At 62.1% G+C, this 15151-nt stretch carries 15 protein-coding genes; 10 read left to right on the forward strand and 5 right to left on the reverse strand.

The genetic code is table 11. From position 1 onward, the window contains the following. Window positions 1–27: 27 nt before the first annotated feature. From AC1DWQ_RS04510 to AC1DWQ_RS04530, 5 genes are all read left to right on the forward strand, one after another. Window positions 28–1281 carry a CaiB/BaiF CoA transferase family protein gene (locus AC1DWQ_RS04510; protein WP_477668553.1) on the forward strand — a complete coding sequence of 418 codons (1254 nt, stop codon included), beginning with the start codon at window positions 28–30 and terminating at the stop codon, window positions 1279–1281. Further along, window positions 1278–2234, forward strand: coding sequence for a hydroxymethylglutaryl-CoA lyase (locus AC1DWQ_RS04515; RefSeq protein WP_477668554.1), 957 nt, complete (start codon window positions 1278–1280; stop codon window positions 2232–2234). The genes AC1DWQ_RS04510 and AC1DWQ_RS04515 overlap by 4 nt, the downstream gene beginning before the upstream one ends. Next, entirely contained in the window at window positions 2231–2623 is a 393-nt protein-coding gene (locus AC1DWQ_RS04520; RefSeq protein ID WP_477668555.1) for a VOC family protein, read from the forward strand. Before AC1DWQ_RS04515 ends, AC1DWQ_RS04520 begins: the two co-directional genes overlap by 4 nt. A 35-nt stretch (window positions 2624–2658) precedes the next feature. After that, entirely contained in the window at window positions 2659–3642 is a 984-nt protein-coding gene (locus AC1DWQ_RS04525) for a Bug family tripartite tricarboxylate transporter substrate binding protein (protein WP_477668556.1), read from the forward strand. An 83-nt stretch (window positions 3643–3725) separates the two neighbouring features. Further along, window positions 3726–4700, forward strand: coding sequence for a Bug family tripartite tricarboxylate transporter substrate binding protein (locus AC1DWQ_RS04530; RefSeq protein WP_477668557.1), 975 nt, complete (start codon window positions 3726–3728; stop codon window positions 4698–4700). A gap of 83 nt (window positions 4701–4783) precedes the next feature. Here AC1DWQ_RS04530 and AC1DWQ_RS04535 read toward each other — a convergent pair whose 3' ends face one another. Continuing rightward, the gene (locus tag AC1DWQ_RS04535) at window positions 4784–5038 is read right to left on the reverse strand and encodes an acyl-CoA-binding protein (protein WP_477668558.1); all 255 of its coding nucleotides are present in this window, start codon (window positions 5036–5038) and stop codon (window positions 4784–4786) included. 215 nt (window positions 5039–5253) lie between these two features. Here AC1DWQ_RS04535 and AC1DWQ_RS04540 point away from each other — a divergent pair, with 215 nt between their 5' ends. Continuing rightward, complete coding sequence (locus AC1DWQ_RS04540; RefSeq protein WP_477668559.1) at window positions 5254–6786, forward strand: wax ester/triacylglycerol synthase family O-acyltransferase; 1533 nt, start codon at window positions 5254–5256, stop codon at window positions 6784–6786. A 142-nt stretch (window positions 6787–6928) separates the two neighbouring features. Here AC1DWQ_RS04540 and AC1DWQ_RS04545 read toward each other — a convergent pair whose 3' ends face one another. Together AC1DWQ_RS04545 and AC1DWQ_RS04550 are read right to left on the reverse strand one after the other, a co-directional pair. After that, a complete protein-coding gene (locus AC1DWQ_RS04545) occupies window positions 6929–7696 on the reverse strand; it encodes a type III pantothenate kinase (protein WP_477668560.1) in 768 nt (255 codons plus the stop codon). A 79-nt stretch (window positions 7697–7775) separates the two neighbouring features. Continuing rightward, a complete protein-coding gene (locus AC1DWQ_RS04550) occupies window positions 7776–8444 on the reverse strand; it encodes a helix-turn-helix transcriptional regulator (protein ID WP_477666524.1) in 669 nt (222 codons plus the stop codon). A 90-nt stretch (window positions 8445–8534) separates the two neighbouring features. Here AC1DWQ_RS04550 and AC1DWQ_RS04555 point away from each other — a divergent pair, with 90 nt between their 5' ends. Continuing rightward, window positions 8535–9836, forward strand: coding sequence for a sensor histidine kinase (locus AC1DWQ_RS04555; RefSeq protein ID WP_477668561.1), 1302 nt, complete (start codon window positions 8535–8537; stop codon window positions 9834–9836). 47 nt (window positions 9837–9883) lie between these two features. Further along, window positions 9884–10870 carry a response regulator gene (locus tag AC1DWQ_RS04560; RefSeq protein ID WP_477668562.1) on the forward strand — a complete coding sequence of 329 codons (987 nt, stop codon included), beginning with the start codon at window positions 9884–9886 and terminating at the stop codon, window positions 10868–10870. Window positions 10871–10878: 8 nt separating this feature from the next. Here the strand turns inward: AC1DWQ_RS04560 and cqsA are convergent, their stop codons facing one another. After that, window positions 10879–12129 carry an alpha-hydroxyketone-type quorum-sensing autoinducer synthase gene (gene cqsA / locus AC1DWQ_RS04565; protein WP_477668563.1) on the reverse strand — a complete coding sequence of 417 codons (1251 nt, stop codon included), beginning with the start codon at window positions 12127–12129 and terminating at the stop codon, window positions 10879–10881. Window positions 12130–12348: 219 nt separating this feature from the next. After that, window positions 12349–12792, reverse strand: a complete 444-nt coding sequence (locus AC1DWQ_RS04570; protein ID WP_477668564.1) for a rhodanese-like domain-containing protein — start codon at window positions 12790–12792, stop codon at window positions 12349–12351. Window positions 12793–12992: 200 nt separating this feature from the next. Between AC1DWQ_RS04570 and AC1DWQ_RS04575 the strand changes: the two genes are divergently transcribed. Both AC1DWQ_RS04575 and AC1DWQ_RS04580 read left to right on the forward strand, forming a co-directional pair. After that, window positions 12993–13883: a PPK2 family polyphosphate kinase gene (locus AC1DWQ_RS04575; RefSeq protein ID WP_477668565.1), complete on the forward strand. Its 891-nt coding sequence runs from the start codon at window positions 12993–12995 to the stop codon at window positions 13881–13883. Between the two features lie 152 nt (window positions 13884–14035). Next, the gene (locus tag AC1DWQ_RS04580; RefSeq protein WP_477668566.1) at window positions 14036–15145 is read left to right on the forward strand and encodes a TRAP transporter substrate-binding protein; all 1110 of its coding nucleotides are present in this window, start codon (window positions 14036–14038) and stop codon (window positions 15143–15145) included. The last annotated feature ends 6 nt before the right edge of the window (window positions 15146–15151 follow it).

The following is a 15151-nucleotide window of genomic DNA, read 5'->3' on the forward strand; positions in this document are numbered from 1 at the left end:
CCAGCTGGCGGCGGCACACTGCCCGCCATGCCCTCTCCTGAAAAATCCCCTCCAGCTTCCGGTGTCTCCACCGCGCAAGGCCCGCTCGCCGGGCTGAAAGTGCTGGAGCTCGGCCAGCTGATCGCCGGCCCCTTCGCCGCCAAGACACTGGCGGACTTCGGCGCCGACATCATCAAGATCGAAACGCCGGGCGCGGGCGACCCGCTGCGCAAATGGCGCTTGCTCAAAGACGGCACTTCGGTGTGGTGGCAGGTGCAGTCGCGCAACAAGCGCTCGGTCGCGCTGGATCTGAAGAGCCCCGAGGCACAGGCCATCGTGCGCCAGCTCGCGCTTGACGCCGATGTGTTGATCGAGAACTTCCGTCCCGGCGCCATGGAAGGCTGGGGCCTGGGCCCCGACGAGTTACTGGCGCTGAACCCTCGACTCATCATGCTGCGCATCAGCGGTTACGGCCAGACCGGCCCCTACCGCGACAAGCCGGGCTTCGGCGTGGTGGCCGAGGCCATGAGTGGCCTGCGCCACCTGACGGCCGAGCCGGGCCGTGTGCCGGTGCGTGTGGGGGTGAGCATCGGTGACACGCTGGCCGCACTGCACGGCGTCATTGGCATCCTGCTGGCGATGCAGGAACGCCAGCGCTCCGGCAAAGGCCAGGTGATCGATGTGGCGCTTTATGAAGCGGTGTTCAACTGCATGGAAAGCCTGCTGCCTGAATACAGCTCCTTTGGCGCGGTTCGCGGCGCGGCCGGCAGCGCCCTGCCCGGCATTGCGCCCAGCAACGCTTATCTGTGCAAGGACGGCGGCTATGCGCTGGTGGCCGGCAACGGCGACAGCATCTTTAAACGGCTGATGGCCACCATAGGCCGCAGCGATCTCGGCAACGACCCGGCGCTGGCTGATAACGCCGGCCGCGTGGCGCGCGTGGAAGAAATCGACGCAGCCATCGGCCAGTGGACCCTGGGCCTCACGGTCGATGAAGTGCTGGCGGCGCTCGACAAGGTCTCGGTGCCCGCGGGCCGCATTTACACCGTGGCCGATATCGCGGCCGACCCGCACTACCAGGCGCGCGGCATGCTCGACGAAGTTCAGATGGACGACGGAAGCACGCTGGCAGTACCCGGCATCGTGCCCAAACTCTCGCGCACACCGGGCGGGCACCGTCGCAATGCGCCGCAGGTGGGGCAGGACACCGTTGCGGTGCTGCGCGAGATCGGACTTTCAACCGAACAGATTCAGGCGCTAAAGGACAAGGGCATCGTGGCCGGGAAGGACGTCAGCGCATGAACACCGCAAAACGGATTTACTTTAATGAGGTCGCTACGCGCGACGGCTTCCAGATCGAACCCGCTTTCATTTCCACCGATGACAAGGTCGCGCTCGTCGATGCCCTCAGCGAATGCGGCTACGCCAAGATTGAAGTGACATCGTTTACCTCGCCCAAGGCCATTCCCATGCTGCGTGACGCCGAAGAGGTGATGGGCCGCATACGCCGCGTGCCCGGCGTGGAATACACCGTGCTGGTGCCCAACCTGCGCGGGGCGGAGCGAGCGCTGGAGTCGCGGGCCGACGAACTCAACCTGGTGATGTCGGTGTCGGAAACCCACAACCTGGCCAACCTGCGCATGCCCCGCGAGAAAAGCTTTGCCGCGCTCTCTGATGTCATTCGCCATGTCGACGGCCGCACGCCCATCAACATTTCGCTGTCGTGCTGCTTCGGCTGCCCGATGGAAGGCGAAGTGATCGAGGACGAAGTGCTGCGCTGGAGCGATCGCTTCGCCGCCTTCGGCGCAGACCGCGTGCGCGGCGTCACGATCTGCGACACCACCGGCATGGCCCACCCGGCGCAAGTCAGCCGCATGGTGAAAGTTTTGCAGCAACGTTTTGAAGGCCTACAACTGACCCTGCACTTTCATAACACGCGCGGCATGGGCCTGGCCAATGTGCTGGCGGCCGTGCAGGGCGGCATCACGCGCTTTGACGGCTCGCTGGGTGGCCTGGGTGGCTGCCCTTATGCGCCCGGCGCCAGCGGCAACATCAGCAGCGAAGATGCGGTGCACATGCTGGATGCCATGGGCTACGACACCGGCATGGACCTTGAAAAGCTGCTGGCCGTGGCGCGGCAAATGCCCGGCATTGTCGGCCATGACGTGCCCGGACAAGTGGCCAAGGCGGGCCGCATCACCGACTTGCATGCGCCGCCGCCTTATGTGGCTGAACTGAGGGCGGCATCGGCATGATTCGGCAGCTGGACCATTTGGTGCTGACCACGGCGGACGAAAAAGCCTGCGTGGATTTCTACACCCGCGTGCTGGGTATGACGCTGGAAACTTTTATCGGCGGCACACCACCGGTAGAGCGCAAGGCCTTCAAGTTCGGCCAGCAAAAAATCAACCTGCACGTCAAAGGCAATGAGTTCGAACCCAAGGCCCACCTGCCAGTGCCGGGCGCCCTGGACCTGTGCTTTCTGGCCAACATTCCCCTTGCCGAAGTGATCATCCGCCTCGAGCGGGAGCGTTGTCCAATCATTGAAGGCCCCGTGCTGCGTACCGGCGCCACACAAAAAATCCGCTCGGTCTATGTGCGCGACCCCGACCGGAATTTGATAGAGATTTGCGAACCCGCCTGAAACAGCATCCCAAAACTACAACCGGAGACAACGACATGAGAAAACGTAATTTCTTCCACCATCTCGCCATCCTGGCAGGGGCGATGACCGGTCTGGCAGTGCTGCCTGCCGCGGCGCAGCAGGCCTATCCCGGCCGCCCGGTCACCGTCATCGTGCCGCAGGCGGCGGGCGGAGCCAACGATGCCATTGCGCGCATCGTGTCCCAAAAGCTCGGCGAAATCATGGGCCAGACCTTTCTGGTTGATAACCGGCCCGGCGCGGGCGGTAATGTCGGCACCGCCCAGGTGGCCAAAGCCAGGCCCGATGGCTACACCCTGCTGCTGACGACCAACAGCGCGCACGTCATCAATCCCGCCATCTACAAAAGCACCGGTTTCGACCCCGTGAAGGATTTCGAGCCGGTCGGCCTGGTGGCCAACGCCGGCTATGTGCTGGTTGCCAACTCGGCCTTTCCCGCCAATTCGGTGGTCGAGCTGATTGCCCAGGCAAAAGCCAGCCCCGGTCAGATCAGCTATGCCTCGGCCGGCAACGGCACGCTGAACCACCTGATCGGCGAAATGTTCAAGCGGGCGGCCGGCGTGGACATGCTGCACGTTCCCTACAAGGCTTCGGCTGCCGCAGCCACCGATGTTGCCGGCGGACAGATTCCGGTGTCGGTACAGAGCCTGCCGTCGGCGCTGCCCTTCCTGCAGTCCGGAAAAATCAAGGTGCTTGGCGTAGTGAACGAAAAGCGTCTGGCCTCCTTGCCAAATGCGCCGACGATTGGCGAAACCCTGCCAGGCTTCGGCTCGACACCATGGTATGGGCTGTTGGCGCCCGCCGGTACGCCCAGGGAAGTCATCGTCAAGCTGCAGGCCGCCCTTGAAAAAACCCTGGCCAGCAGGGACGTGGCAGACAAGCTCGCGGTACAAGGCTGCGACGTAATGACCGCCAGCCCAGCGCAGTTTGCTGCGTTGATCCAGGGCGACCTGCCGCGCTGGAACAAGATCGTCAAGGACTCTGGCGCCCGCATCGACTGATCCACCGCCCTTCAGCCAAAACCTGGTCGGGCATTGTCCGGCCTGAGTCACCCTTCCCCGAAAAAAACTATCCGGAGACAACCATGACCCTTATTTCCCGCAGAACCCTCATGGCCGTCGCCAGCCTGAGCACGGCCGCCTGGCTCAACCCGGTGCGTGCACAGCTCGCCGGCAAACCCATCACACTCATTGTTCCCACGGCGGCCGGTGGCACCACCGACATTGCGGCGCGCATGCTGGCCGAGCCCTTGGGCAGGATTCTGCAAACCTCGGTGGTCGTGGACAACCGCGGCGGCGGCAACGGCAACATCGCCGGCCAGATGGTCGCGCGAGGCCCGGCCGATGGCACCAGCCTGCTGGTGCAGTACTCGGGCTACCAATGCATCACGCCGCTGATCCAGCCGGTGCCCGGCTTTGACCCGGCGACCAACCTCAAGCCGCTGGGCCATTTGATTGACGCGCCGCAGCTGCTGGTGGTACGCGGCAACTTTCCCGCCGACAACTTTGTGGACTTCATCAAGTACGTCAAGGCCAACCCCGGCAAGGTCAACTATGCATCCAGTGGCAACGGCTCGCTGCAGCATGTGACGACCGAGCTGCTCAAGGACCTGACCAAGACTTTCATGGTGCACATCCCTTATCGCGGTACGGGCCCGGCGCTGAACGACCTGCTGGCCGGCACGGTGGACTTCACCATCACCACACCGCCGCCGCTGCTGCCGCACATCCGCGCAGGTAAACTCAAGGCGCTGATGGTGACCGGCCGCACGCGCCTGGCCGCGCAACCCAATGTGCCGACCGCCATCGAGACCGGCGTGCCGCTGGTGGCATCGTCGTGGTTCGCGGTCTACGGGCCGACAGGACTGTCCGCCGACCTGCAAGGCCGACTCTCGCTGGCCATCAAGCAGGTGGTGGAGTCGGAAGGCTTCAGGAAGCGCGCCGAAGAGCAAGGCGCGAAAGCGGTTGTGATGAGCGGCGCCGAGCTGGCTACCCTGGGTGACAACGAGCGCAAGATGTGGGGCCGGATCGTGAAACTGGCGAACATTAAAGCCGACTGAAGTCTTTAACAGCCCGCAAAAAGCGGCACAGCCCCGGTGCAAATCGCGCCGGGACTGTGCCGCTTTTTTTGTGGAGGAGAGTCTTAGCTCAGATCGGCGATCAAATCGATGTACTGCTGCATTGCATCGTCCTGCGAGGTGCCCTTGAGGCTGTTCCAGGCGTCCCACTTGGCGCGGGCCACCATGTCACCGAAGCCGGGCTTCTTGTCGGCGTTGTCACCGCTGCTGCCCTGCTTGTAGAGCGCGTAAATCTTCAGCAGCGTCGCGTTGTCGGGGCGCTCGCTGAGGTTTTTCGAATCGGCCATGGCTTTGTCGAAGGCAGCTTTCAGGTCTGACATGAGAAATCTCCGTTTTTAGAAGTGGGTCACCAATGAGGTGGCTTGGGGTAACTGCCCGGTATCTTAGCGAGGCCGTTACCGCCAAAATAGAGGATTACCCCCACGCTTTTCACTACGTGTAATGCGCTGCCCCCCGAGGGGGTTAATTTTCCTTGGGGGCGGCCCGGCGGAAAATTCTTTCCGACAGGTAATTTAGTTGGTTTTAGGGAGTGCTCATGGTTACACGCGTTACCGCTCAGGCCGCAGGCCGAAAAGTGGCAAAAAACGTCCAGAAGAACGTCAAGCGGGCCGTCTCGGGAACCCTGGGCATTTCAGGGGAGCGCATGAGCAAGGTCGACACGGCCTGGCTGCGCATGGACAACGATGCCAACCTCATGATGATCGTGGGCGTGTGGCAGCTTGCGCCGGGCGTCAGGTACGCAGCCGTCTGCGAACGCATCGAAAACAGCCTGCTGAAGTACGACCGCTTCAAGCAGCGCGTGATGGAAGACGCCGCCGGCGCCACCTGGGTGATGGACCGCAACTTCGACCTGGCCAACCATGTCGTGCAGGAGAAATTGGCCAAATCAGCCAACCAGGAGCAGGCCCTGCAGGACCGCGTGGCCGTGCTTGCCACCCAGCGCCTGGACCCGAAACGCCCGCTGTGGCAAATTCACCTGATCGAGGATTACACCGGGCCCGATGGCGTCAAGGGCAGCGCGATGATCGTGCGCATCCACCACTGCATCGCGGACGGTATTGCGCTGATCTCCGTGACCATGTCGCTGGTCGATGGCGGCACGCCGCCGCCTGAGCGGCGCAAGAAGGCTGCGGCGGCTACCGGCACGGAAGACTGGATTGCCGACACCCTGCTCAAGCCCTTCACCGACATCACCGTCAAGGCACTGGGTGCCGTCGGTGAAGGTGCAGCGCGCTCGCTGGGCATGCTGGGTGACCCCAAAAAGGGCATGGAAGACGGCATGCACGGCTCCATGGACATGGCCAAGGTCTTGATGCAGGTGCTCAAGGACGGCGCCGCGCTGGCCCTGATGCCCGACGACTCCAAGACCCGGCTCAAAGGCAAGCCCGGCGGCGCAAAAAAAGTGGCCTGGTGCCAGCCGATTCCGCTGGACGAGGTCAAAGCCGTGGGCAAGGCACTCAACTGCTCGATCAACGACGTGCTGCTCAGCTGCGTGGCCGGCGCCCTGGGCGAATATTTGAAAACCTTCGGTGACGATGTGGCGGGCCAGGAGATTCGCGCCATGGTGCCGGTCAACCTGCGGCCGCTGGACCAGGCGCACAAGCTGGGCAACCGGTTCGGCCTGGTGCCGCTGGTGCTTCCCATCGGGGTGGAGAATCCGATCGAGCGCGTCTACGAGGTGCGCCGGCGCATGGCTGCGCTCAAGGGCAGCTACCAGCCGTTGCTGGCTTTCAGCCTGCTGGCGGTGGCGGGCCTTTTGATCAAGCCGGCGCAGGACGTGATGCTCAACCTCTTTGCCAAGAAAACCACGGCTGTGATGACCAACGTGCCTGGCCCGCGCGAAAAGCTCAAGTTCTGCGGCTCGACACTGGAGCAGAGCATGTTCTGGGTACCGCAGTCGGGCGACGTGGGGCTGGGCGTGTCTATCTTGAGCTACGGCGGCGGCGTGCAGTTCGGCGTGATCACCGACAGCACCCTGTGCCCGGAGCCGCAGCGCATCATCGATGAGTTTGTGCCGGAGTTCGCCAAGCTGTCCATCGTGACGCTGATGTTGCCTTGGGGAGAGTGAGCCCTCGCTGTGCGTCGCAGTTGCCAGGAAGCTCCGGTTAATTTTTTTGAGATTTTTATGGCCTTAGCCCAATAACGACGGGCGCAAGCAGCTACTTTTTTGATAGCACATCCCGCAGCAACTCCACCGCGCGGAAAAGGCGTCAGGCTGCAAAACGCTGTGAGGCGATGGCCAACAGTCCGTCGAAGATGAGGCTGTCCACCAGCTCAAACTTCACCGACATGCTGGGCGCCATCTTCCAGCCAGCGCCGCCGGTCATGATGCATTCGGGTGTTTCGCCGCAGTGGCGGGCGACGTTTTCCACCATGCGGTGTATCGCACCGGCAATGGCGAAAGTGCCGCCGCTGGTCAGCGCATCGCTGGTATTGGTGGGAAAGTCGCGCACCTCGCCGGTAGGAACGTGCAGACCGGCCGTGCCGGACTCGAGCGCGCGCAGCATGATGCCGTGGCCTGGAAGAATGAAGCCGCCCAGGAATTTGCCGGAAGCGTCGATCGCCTCGACCGTCACGGCGGTACCCACCATGACAACCACGCAAGGCTTGTTGATGCCGCGCGCCAGCAGCCGGTGGCGCGCACCGATCATGGCCACCCAACGGTCAGCGCCCAACCTGGCCGGATGGTCATAGCCATTGGTGACACCAGCCTCATGCGGGCTGGAAACGACCCAGTGCGGCGCCACGTCCCAGAGTTCCATCTGCTCGACCACACGCCGCTTGATGGCGTCGCCGGCAACGATGCAGCCGAGGATACGCGACGGAGGTTGCATGCCGCCCCACTCTTCTTCGGACAGCTTGTCGATGTTTTCCAGAAACACCGCGCCCTGCGCCAGCAGCTTGGCCTTGGGCACAGGGGCTTCGTACTGGGCCCATTTCAGGCGGGTGTTACCCACGTCAAGCGCTAGGAAGGTCATTTGGCGGATTATGAACAGGTTTGAAGCGCACCTGCAGGCGCAGGCCTACAGGTTTTCCAGTAGACGCGGCAAAGAACGCTCAGATCAATCCGAACCAGCACGCGCGCTGGATGGCGGCCAGCTTGTTGTCGACCTTGAGTTTGGTCATGGCATTGGAGAGGTGAAAGTTCACCGTGCGTTCGCTGCAGGCCAGCAACTCGCCGGTCTCGCGTGCCGTCATCCCCTGGAAGGCCAGGCTCAGGCATTCGAGTTCGCGCGGGCTCAGCGGGCTGCGCGCTTCGGCCAGCGCGCGCTTGAGCAGCGGCCAGATGTTGAGGGCCGACCAGGCCAGCAAGGCCGCCTCGCTGCGGTCATGCCACTGGCGCGGGCTGAAGAGGTAGCATTCAAAGGCCCGCCCCACCGTCAACGGAAAGGCGATGCGCACCACGCTTTGGTAACCGTGAGCCAGCCACAGCCGGCGCCAGCGGCCCAGGCTTTCGAAAGCGGTTTTGGAAATATCCTGCCAGGCGACAAGAGGTGCGTCGGAGTCGCGCCACGGGGCGCCGAAGTCCCGGCTCTCGGCCAGGGCCTCGGCGGCATCCAGCAGGCGCGGAGGGTGAATGGCCAGCACCAGCCGGTCTTCCTGCCCCCCGAACGGGTCGGGGCCCAGTACCATGAGCGCTTCGACCGAGAACTCGCGAAGGGCGCACAGCCAGTCGCTGATGACGCCGTCCAGGCTGACGCTGTCAAAGTTGGCAGGTAACAGCATTAGCTTGACGAGATAAGAACCGGGACAATACAGTCAAATGTCAAATGCATCATCAGTCAGGTTCCCGGTTGTGCTGGAGAAGTTCTTAACGTGAGGAGCGCCCGCTTTCACGCGTGGCTTGCGCGGCGTCCCCTGCTTCAGTGGCTGCGCGAGGAACTGATCCTTGCGCCCCTGGAGCCCATTTTGCATCCATCCCCGCGGCGGCTGTGGTGGCTGGGTCTTTCTTTTTTTTCGGGCAACGCCCTGTTCGCCTGGATCTGGTCGGTCTGGCTGCCGCAGCCCTATGAAAACCTTCCGCTGCGCGTCGTGGCCAGCGTGCTGGGCTACAGCCTGATGACCAAACGCGTCAACCATGACCCGGGAAGCCGGCTGGCGCAACGGGTATTTGGTGTGGTGTTCTGGCTCGAACTGCCGGTCCTGTTCAGCTGGATGTACCTGTGCAACGGCAGCAATACCGTGTGGCTGGCCACCCTGGCGGCCATGGTGCTGATCTACTACCATGTCACTGACTGGCGCCTGGCGACCCTGGGCACCATCACTGGGGGGGGGCTGGCCTGGGTCATGTTCCTGTACGTGGGGCCGGCGGTTCCCGCCCTGCCGGAAGACCAGCGCACCGTGCATGCCGTGGTATTTGCGTTTGCCTGGTCGATCGCGCTGGTGCTGAACCTTTCCTCGGCCAACCTGCGGCGGGAACAGCTTTCCAGCACGCTCACTACCATCGGCATCATGGCGCACGAGCTGCGCACGCCGCTGTCGACGGCAGCCCTGCTGGGCGATGCGATCCAGCTGGAGGTACAGCGCCAGCCCGACAACCCGCGCGCGCTGCAGCTGGACAAACTGGCGCTGCGCCTTCACGCACTGGTTCGAAACATGAACCACCAAATCGACACACAGATCGCGAATGCCAAGCTGCTGCAGCTGCCACGGCATACCCAACAGGTCGCGGCCGGCAAATTGGTCCAGGATGTCGTGGCGGCGTATCCCTACCAGTCGAGTCGCCAGAGGGAATGCGTGCGGGTGCTTGTTCACGATGACTTCACCTTCCGTTCTTCCGCCACACAGTTTTCCCAGGTGCTGGACAACCTCATCAAGAACGCGCTGCATTCCCTGATGGCGGCTGACTCGAAATACCCGCACGGCGCCCTGCGCATTGAAGTCGGCAGGACGCAGGCGCGCGGCCGCATCATGGTGGCCGATGAGGGCATGGGTATCGACGCTGCCTTGCTGCCGCAGATTTTCAAGCCGTTCTTCTCGAGCAACCGCGGCACGGGGCATGGCCTGGGCCTGGCCTTTTGCCAGCAAGTGGTACAAAGCGCAGGTGGCACCATTCATGTGAAATCAGAGTTCGCCGTGGGAGCTGCTTTTACCATCGAGCTGCCGATTACGGCCTGATACCTTGCACATGATTTGCTTTTGACAACCCGCGCTAGACTGACAACATGTCCTTTGCACTTTACCGCCGTCCCGGAGGCGTGGTTTTCCTGGACGACGACCCGGATTATCTCGAAATGCTCGCGGAAGTCATGCCGCTGGACTGGCATGTACGCCTGTTCCTGCGCCCGGTGGCGTGTATAGACCTGCTGCTCCAGGAGCCGGTGCGCTGGGAAGCGGATGCCTGGCGCCAGCAGGAAATCATCAATCGATGGCGCGAGGGGTCGGCCCTGATCCCGCAAATCCTGCAGTACTGGCGGGAAGACGGCACGGCGCGATTTGCGCTCACGCAGGTCTGCGTGGTGGACTATTCCATGCCGGCCATGAGCGGGCTGAGGGTGTTGAGCGAGCTGACCGGGTGGTCGGGTTCGCGCGTTTTGCTGACAGGCAGGGCCGACGAGCAACTTGCCGTGTCGGCCTTCAACCGCGGGCTGATCGAACAATTCATTCCCAAGCAATCTCCGGAGATCCGGCTGCGCCTGACCGATGCGGTGCAGGCGCTGCTGCGACAGCCCGATCCCCGGCACCAGCAGACCTGGCGGGCGACGCTGTCCCGCGCGCAGCATGCGCTGCTGTGCGAAACATCCGTCGCGCAGGAGCTGGAAAACCTGGCGCTGCGGCAAGGCTGGATCGAGCATGTGGTGATCGGTGCACCCTTCGGTGTGCTGGCCCTTGACCGCAAAGGCAGCGTCAGCTGGTTGCAGCTGGAACCCGCCGGGAACCTGCCAGAGCTTGCCGAAATGGCGGCATCGCAAGGCTGGGATGCCTCGACCGTGAAGGACGTGGCAGCGGGCAGGAAACTCATCGATCTGGAACTGCAGCTGGCACTGGGCGCCGGCCACAAACCCCAGCCGCGCCAGGCCTTCGCCATCGCTTCCGGTCCGACCGTACTCCATGCGGCGCTTTTTACCGTCGGCGAGCCTTTTAACCCCGGCTTCATGAGCAGCCACGAGCGATTTATTGCCACCTCGGGTGAGAGACACCTTCAGGACTGACGCCGGCATCATGCCTCCTGGCCGGCCCGGGCGCGCCGTGCAATCGGCCAGTCCCATGGTTTCACGATCGGCGCGATCTCGCGTGCGACCGCTTCCACATGGTCCAGTTCGGAATCCATCAGCCCGGCATTCAGAGTTAACCTCATCATCGCGCGTTTGCTGCTGGTGGCCGGCGCGCAGAACATCGACGAAAACACGTTGCGCTCCTCCAGCCGGTCCCGCAACACCATGGTGTCGGATTCCAGTCCAACCTCCAGCGCAATGATCTGCTGGCTGCCCTGATGGATGGGATAGCCCAGCTCGCTCAAGGCAGACCGCAACCTGCGCGTGTGGGCGTGAAGCCTTGCACGCGCATCGTCGCTGTTGCGGATCACCTCCAGCGTGGCTGCAAGGCCGGCAATCTCGTGCGGCAGCAGGCTGGAGCTGAAGATATTGGGAAAGCTTGAACAGAGAATGTAATAGCGCATGTGCGCCGGCGCGGTAAAAAAGCCGGCCCGGCCGGCAAAAGCCTTGGCAAGGCTGGCGGTGATGAAGTGCACGCGGCTGGTGAGGCCCAACTCGGCGCACAGCCCCGCACCTTCCGGGCCGTGTGTGCCCAGCGAGTGCGATTCATCCACCAGGATCATGCAGCCGTGCTGCTCGGCCACATCGACAATTTCCCCCAGGGGACAGATGGCACCCGTGGTGCTGTACACGGAATCGACCACCACGATGCCAGGGCCGTTCCTGGCGATCATCCGGGCGAGATGAACCGGATCATTGTGGCGAAAAGCGAAAGCCGGGGCGCGCGCCGCATGGGCGCCTTCCCACAACGATGCATGGGCCAGCGTATCAAGGTATACAGGGGTCTGCGCATCGGCAATCGCCTGCAGCACGCCGACATTGGCCGCATAACCCGATTGGCAAATGAAGCCGTCGTCCTTGCCGACCCAGGATGCCAGTGCCAGCTCCAGCGTGTGTGTGGGATGCTGGTTCAGGTGGAAGACACCGGACTGCACCACAAACTCCCGCTCCTTACGCAAGGCTTCCACCTGCGCGTGAACGATGTGCGGATGGCCAGTGACGCTGAGGTAGTCGTTGCCGTCCAGCCGGATGGCATTGGAGTCCGGTGTTTTGCCATGAAGCATGAACTTTCCGCTCCACTGCTGATTCCAGCGCGGCGTGAAGTCACGGGATATTCGCTGGCATAACTGGGCACCAAGGGCAGGGTTGGAAAACTGCGCGGCGTCAGGGGAAAGTTTGCGTTCGAGTACTTGCATGAGGGAGCTCCGTTAAAAAGGGGAACCCCATTGAAAGCGCTCAAACAAATTGATACTTCTTACCCCCTGTCAGAATTAACAGGGGGTACATCGATACACCAAATTTGCGACATCGTGGTGTGAACTATTCACCTCATTTTTAGGAAGTCCAACCGTCATTTAATTACATATTCAAGTTACAAAAAGTAGATGTACCGGCCACCGAAGGTGGCAGTCATCTCAACCCTGCTTCCACGGCAAGCCCCAAAAACGCCAGCCACCCTTGCGGCCGCGCTGCCCCTGCTCATCAGCATCGCCTTCAAAACCTTCGAGGATGTTGTAAGCCTGGACACCCAGCTCGGTCGCGCGTTTGGCCGCTGCGACCGAACGTACGCCGCTGCGGCACAACAGCACTGCCTTCTTGCCGGCAGGCACGGCGTCCTTCAGTCCTTCCTCAAAACCAGCATTGATCGCCATGCCCGGCCATTGCTTCCAGGCCAGAGGTACTGCGCCGGGCACATAGCCCACCCATTCACGTTCGGCGTCGGTCCGCACATCCACCAGCACGGCTTCACCCGACTGCATCCACTCAAAAGCCAGCTGTGGAGAAATATCGCCGGCATAACCGGAAGCAGGCTGGACACCAGGCCGCGCGGAAGCATTTGCAGAAGTGTTTTTTTCCATGACAGGGCCTCTCAGTTCAAATGTTGACCAACAGGTATATGGGCGTGTATGCATCTCATGGCAACGGCCCAAACCAGCAGATCAAGTTTATCCACCTGAAACCACCCATCAGACGGTGAGGGGCATAGGCTGGCCGCGCGCCCTCCTCACGTGGGCTGGGCATGCACAATCATCCTACCGATGAACTGCAGGAGACCCGGATGCCCCGCAACAACGCCGACACACCTTCTCCACAAGAGGTACAGCCTGGCAAGGCAAGCTTCAAGGCGCTGGCCAAAACCGTAGCCCCCTGGCAACCCTCCCCGACGAAGCCCAAGGGGTTTTCCCTCGCCAGCCTTGACCCGGCAGCCAAGCCGTTCTCGACGGGCGACAAGCTACGTGATAAAGCTGCCGTCGAAGCACTGGCCACGGAGATTGACGGATTGCAAAACCTGTTTTACGCGGACAAACGCTACAAACTTCTTGTGGTCCTGCAGGGAACGGACACCTCAGGCAAGGACGGGACATTGCGCGGTGTCTTTGGGCGCATCAGCCCGCTGGGCGTACGGACGGTCAGCTGGAAGGCTCCGACGGAAGATGAGCGGGCGCATGACTACCTGTGGCGAATCCATCAGCAGTTGCCGGGCACGGGGGAGATCGTGATTTTCAACCGCAGCCATTACGAAGATGTGTTGGTGCCGCCCGTCAACGGATGGATCACATCGGCACAAACAGCACAGCGGTTCCGGCACATCAACGACTTCGAACGCATGCTCTCGGAAACCGGTACGGTGATCCTCAAGTTCATGTTGCATATCAGTCCCGATGAGCAAAAGCAACGGCTGCAGGAGCGACTGGATGACCCCGCCAAACACTGGAAATTCAGCGCGGGCGACCTGGAGGTCCGCAAGCAGTGGAAGCAGTACCAGAAGGCTTACGAAACGCTGCTCCAGGCCACTTGCACTCCTTGGGCACCCTGGACCGTGGTGCCAGCGGACTCCAAGACGCATCGCAACCTGATGATCGCCACCCTCGTCCGGGCCAGGTTGCAGGAACTGAAGCTACGCTTTCCGCCGGGCGATCCGGCCCTCAGGGGGCTGAAAGTCACCTGAGCTCCTCGCGGGCTCCTGTCGGTCACGCACAAACAGTTTCACCCTGAGAAGGGGCAACAACCTGTAGCGTTGGTGGAAACCCTCTTTGTAAGGAATGGGCAAGACGGAATGATGAGTCCTCTTATCTTTTTCGAAACAACAGGAGACAAGTCATGACCGAGAGCAAAAGCCCCCGCAGGCGCGGCCTGCTGAAAGGCGCCGCGATTGCCGCCGGCGCCCTGTCCGCCCCCATGGTCGCCATGGCGCAGACAACGTCCTTTCGCTTCCAGAGCACCTGGCCGGCCAAGGACATCTTCCATGAATACGCCAACGATTTCGCGAAGAAGGTCAATGACATGGCCGGCGGCCGACTGAAGATCGAGGTGCTCCCCTCCGGCGCGGTCGTGCCGGCATTCCAGCTGCTCGAAGCTGTGAACAAGGGCACGCTGGACGGCGGCCACGGTGTGGTGGCCTACCACTACGGCAAGAACAACGCCCTGGCCCTGTGGGGCTCCGGCCCGGCCTTCGGCATGGACCCGAACATGGTCCTGTCCTGGCACAACTACGGCGGCGGCAAAGCACTGCTGGAAGAAATCTACAAGTCGATCAGCATGGATGTGGTGTCATACCTCTACGGCCCCATGCCTACGCAGCCGCTGGGCTGGTTCAAGAAGCCGATCGCCAAAGTGGGTGACATGAAGGGCCTGAAGTTCCGCACGGTCGGACTGTCGGTCGACATCTTCACAGCGATGGGCACCTCCGTCAATCCGCTGCCCGGCGGTGAGATCGTACCTGCGCTGGACCGCGGCTTGATCGACGCAGCCGAGTTCAACAACGCCAGTTCGGACCGTGTTCTGGGTTTTCCGGATGTGGTCAAAAACTGCATGCTTCAGAGCTTTCACCAGAGCGGAGAGCAGTTCGAGATTCTGTTTAACAAAGCCAAGTACAACGCGCTACCCGCCGAGCTCAAGGCAATCATCGACTACGGCGTGCAGGCTGCCAGCGCCGACATGAGCTGGAAGGCCATAGATCGCAATTCCACCGACTACGCTGAAATGAAAAAACAGGGCATCAAGTTCTACAAGACGCCCGACGCCGTGCTCAAGGCACAGCTGGAAGCCTGGGACAAGATCATCGAGGACAAAGCCAAGGCCAATCCGCTGTTCAAGAAGGTGATCGACTCGCAGAAGGCCTACGCCGCGCGCACCATCCCCTGGCAGAACGACTACATGGTCGATTTCAAGATGGCCTACAACCATTCCTTCGGCAAGAAGAAGGCCTGAGCCTGC

The sequence above is a fragment of the Polaromonas sp. P2_G11 genome (assembly GCF_056403595.1).